2 protein-coding genes are annotated in these 4273 nt (G+C 57.7%); both read left to right on the forward strand.

The genetic code is table 11. From position 1 onward, the window contains the following. Positions 1-140: 140 nt before the first annotated feature. Positions 141-2552, forward strand: a complete 2412-nt coding sequence (locus GC125_RS00040) for an autotransporter outer membrane beta-barrel domain-containing protein (protein ID WP_151983170.1) — start codon at positions 141-143, stop codon at positions 2550-2552. Between the two features lie 94 nt (positions 2553-2646). Beyond that, positions 2647-2889 carry a hypothetical protein gene (locus GC125_RS00045; protein ID WP_151983171.1) on the forward strand — a complete coding sequence of 81 codons (243 nt, stop codon included), beginning with the start codon at positions 2647-2649 and terminating at the stop codon, positions 2887-2889. Positions 2890-4273: the final 1384 nt, after the last annotated feature.

A 4273-nucleotide genomic window follows, 5' to 3' on the forward strand; every position in this document is an offset into this window, starting at 1 on the left:
GCCCTTCACGGCTTCCAGCGCCACGCGAGCCTTGAAGCCCGCGTCATGGTTCCTGCGTTTGCGCATGTTCTGATCTCCTCGTCATTGGAGATCAGCAGACGTCAGATCGTAGCTTCCGTCACCGTCCGATTTCTGGGGAGGTGCTCAATGGGACCGTTTTCAACTACGGAACTATCCTAGGCGAGAACGATGGTACCGGGCTCGGCGACGGCGACGGAGTCGATATCGACGGTGTCGGGTATGTCGAGAATTGGGGCCGCATTGCAGGCACCGGCGCAGAAGGGACGCGATCGGATCGACCGACGCCAAACCAATCGGAAGGCATCGCGATTTCGTCGCACGCCACCATCATCAATCATGAGGGAGCAATCATTGAAGCCCCTGCAGCGGCGATCTCCTCGATCGGGTTTGCCAGCATCACTAACCACGGCATCATTCGCTCGCCAAACCATGCCTATGGCACATACGGACGGAGCATGATCCTTAACACCGGCACGATGGAGGGTGGCGCGAACGAAGCCATCATCTCTTATTTCGATGCCGATGATGTCGTCACCAACTCTGGAACGCTGATTGGCGGCAATGGTGTCGCAGTGCGTTTCGGCGGCGGTGATGATGTCTTCAATCTTCAGAACGGCTCTCGGCTGGTCGGCGTTGCGGATGGCGGGACAGGCACTGACACGCTCAACCTCGAAAACGGCATCGCTTTCGACATCGCGGGCGTGGTCAATTTTGAGCGTCTCGGCGCGACCTCGGGCTCTGCAACGGCCTTTGGAGAAGGGGAGTTTGAATCGACGTCGGTATCGAGCGGTGCGACCCTTCTCTGGGGCAATGGAGATGCCCCTGCCCCCGGCACGGGTTCCGTCAGCAACTCGGGCACTTTCGTTTTCAATCAGAACCGCGACATCATCTTTGATGAGGTTGTCGAGGGAGCCGGGACGTTCGTCAAGCCGCGCAGCAATGCGCTCACTCTCAATGCGGATTCCTCCGGCTTCAACGGCGTAACACGCATCGAAGCGGGTCGCATCAACGTCAACGGTAGCCTTGGTGGTCGAGTTGATGTTCTGTCCGGGGCGACGCTTGCCGGAGGGGGCCAGATCGGGTCTCTCGTGAGCGGAACTGGTGGCACGGTTGTCGCCAATGACCCCAATACCAATCTCCGCGTGACAGGTGATGCCGCATTTAATGACGGCTCGATCTATAGGGCCACCCCGGGCTCGGTAGGCAGAACCATCGCTGTCGGCGGTAGCGCCTCGATAACCGATGGCGCGATCTTGCAGCTTGCCAGCTTCGTTCCTGGCTCGGCGCAGTCGGTATTTACCGCCGCTGGCGGCATCAGCGGACGGTTCACCTTCGACAACAACTCGCCGTTCTTCGACACGCAGCTGACCTACACGGGCAACGCTGTCTTAGCTGACATCGCCAAGACACAAGCGTTTTCTTCCGCCGCGACCAATGCCAGCCAGCTCGCTGTCGCGGACGCAATCGATGAAATGCCATCGAGTGCTCTGTCCGGCGCATTCTCCAATGTCACGGATCTCGCACAAGCGGCGGCTGTGCTCGATCAGCTAAGCGGCAACTTGCACCCTTCAACTCAGGGTGTCGGCATTGAAGGTGCGACGCGCCTCAGAGCAACGTTGTCTCAACGGATGGCTGGAGCCTTGGCCCCGCCTCAAGCTTCGGTTCCAGTCCTCGCCTATGGTCCAGGCGCTCTAGACATAGGGGGCGATGCAAAGGGTCCTTCGCTATGGGCGCAAGCAACCGGCTCATGGAGCGAGCGGGAGGGCAACGGCGCAGAACTTTCGACGACAGCTGCGGGGATATTGTTTGGAGCAGACACGGTTCTCAATGACCGGTTCCATGTGGGTGCCGCTGCTGGGTACGAATTTGCCGATCTTGAATCTGCCGTTCCTGGGGCGACAGGTGAGATCGACACTCTTCAACTCGCCATCTACGGCGGGACCCGGTTTGGCCAGTTCCAGATCAGTGGAGGCGCAAGTTACGCATTCCACGGTATTGAGACCGAGCGGATGCTCGCTGCTGGAGGACTGAGTGAGCGGTTGGTGGCTGACTACGATGGCCAAACGGGCCAGGTCTTCTTGGAGGGCGCTTATGATGTTGCTTTGGGAGCCAGCACTCTTCAGCCGTTCCTCAATCTGGCCTATGTGGGAAGTGCAACTGACGGCTTTACCGAAACAGGCGGGGCATCCGCGCTCTCTGCCAATGGTGCAAGCAGCGATACCTTTGTGACAACGGTCGGTTCACGCTTCGCGCATGACGTCGCGATTGGTGGGACAGGGGGACAAGTGTTCGGCATGCTTGGCTGGCAGCACGCCTTCAGCGATGAGTTCACGGAAACGACCATGAACTTCGCTGGGTCAAGCAACTTCGTCGTTCAAGGAGCGCCGATAGCCCGCGATTCCGCCGTGGTCGAAGCTGGCCTGGAGCTCGGATTCAATCAGCTCGGAAGCGTGGCTTTGTCGTATAGCGGTGCAGTTTCGTCAAACGCTGATCGGCACGCAGTCGAGCTGGAATGGAGCAAGTCATTTTAGAGGCAATGGTCGTCGAGGTTAGACTCCGTACCTGTTGTTTAATTCACAGGGCAGCGTCACTGACGGTTCGGTGACAATCCTCGGCTCCGTTCAAATGAGCGAGGATGGCGGCCATGTCATGCTCCGACGACAAGCACCAATCGGCAGTCGGCGGAGCTATCTCGACGCGATCACGACCGACCTCGCCAGGATCATGGAAGCGTCGATGAACTCGGCGCATCCCGTGTCTATAATGTCGCAAGAGCCGTGCCCGATCGACCGTCTTCGCCGGTCAAAACTGAAAATCAAAGAGCAGATCGATGCCATCCTTGAAACCTGCCAAATGCCAGGGACATGATTTTGGCTGATAGACAGGCGGTCGAGGCGATTGTGAAGCATCTAATAAAACCTGGATCAATGCCTGTGCTTAGGTGAAGAGTCTTAATGAGACGCAGCGGCAATCAGCGAACGCCGAGCTGCATCGCAGACAGCGGACGCTGCTCGATAACATGCGAGGGAGCAGCTCGATCGGAAGGAGGTCACTACCCTACGGCAGTCCCCTCGCCGCCCTGTCCATAGCCAGTACCTTGAGATTTCCGATTCATCTATGAACGGCGTTTAAAGGCCCGGAGCTATCGACCACAAGAATGCGCAGTGTTGACGTGACGGCACAATCGACCTTCGCCGGGGGGCCTTACCTGACACGTCGAAGCCCTGCCGGATGCCTTTACCTACACAAAAGCCATGGTCCACATAGCATCGTTATGAAGGCGTTTTGATTTTGGTGCGGGGCAGGATCAATTGAGGTGATGTCTCCGCACATCTTCTCGATGCGTGCTTCGGCGATTCAAAGATCGATATTCGCGATTCTCTTTGCGACAATTCCGATTCACGCGGTGACGGCGTTGTTCATGCCTCCGCATCGACCTGCGGCGGGAAGCTGCCCGACGGAAGCCAAGCAAGTCCGTTCGGTCGAAGTGCAAATGGATGCGTCCGTTCGTTTGGATGGTCCGTTTCATACGCCGTCCAACCGGCATGCCCGAGCCAGGACGTCAGTGACGGGATACCGGCCGTTGCAGCTCCCGACAGCGATGATTCACGACGTGACTTTGGTGATTCTTCGATGAACGCCGTTTACAGGCTGACCGACGGATTCGCCTAACGGCGTCAGTGTTGACATCACGGCCGAATATTCACCTCCTGAGGATCACGGCTCCTGGGACCGAGAGCCATTTTTGGTCGCTCGCGGTCTGAGCCGACCGACGACAGCAGCTCCTGCAGGTCGTGTTGCCGGAATGCATTTCGATTTGCGGGCACATTCAGACACATCGATCTGATTTTTTACGATTTGTATTGCTGTCGATATTTTTGATTCCAGCTTCGACAAAACCGATTCACGGAATGGACGCGGTTTGCTGTGAGTGGCTGTTGCAGCACCGCGAGAGCCCTTGGCGAATTTTTGGCAAGCGCAGTCCCTGATCCAAATCGATGGCTCTCGGCATTGCGCCGATGGAATTTTCGACACACCATTTTTGCAGGGGCATCCCGCCCCTCGTGCTTGCCAATGATAAACCCACTCATCCTGATCGCGACCGCTTTCAGCTCCCACCACTGTCGAACCGCACGTGCCTGCCATGATCGGCGCACTCCAATTTCCGTCTGCCCCCATGTCAACATTGGCAAGGGTGGACTGCCCACATGACGAGAACTCCTGGAACACGGCCGACCGGCACTCGCCAAGC

This window comes from Rhizobium sp. EC-SD404, assembly GCF_902498825.1.
Taxonomy (GTDB): domain Bacteria; phylum Pseudomonadota; class Alphaproteobacteria; order Rhizobiales; family Rhizobiaceae; genus Georhizobium.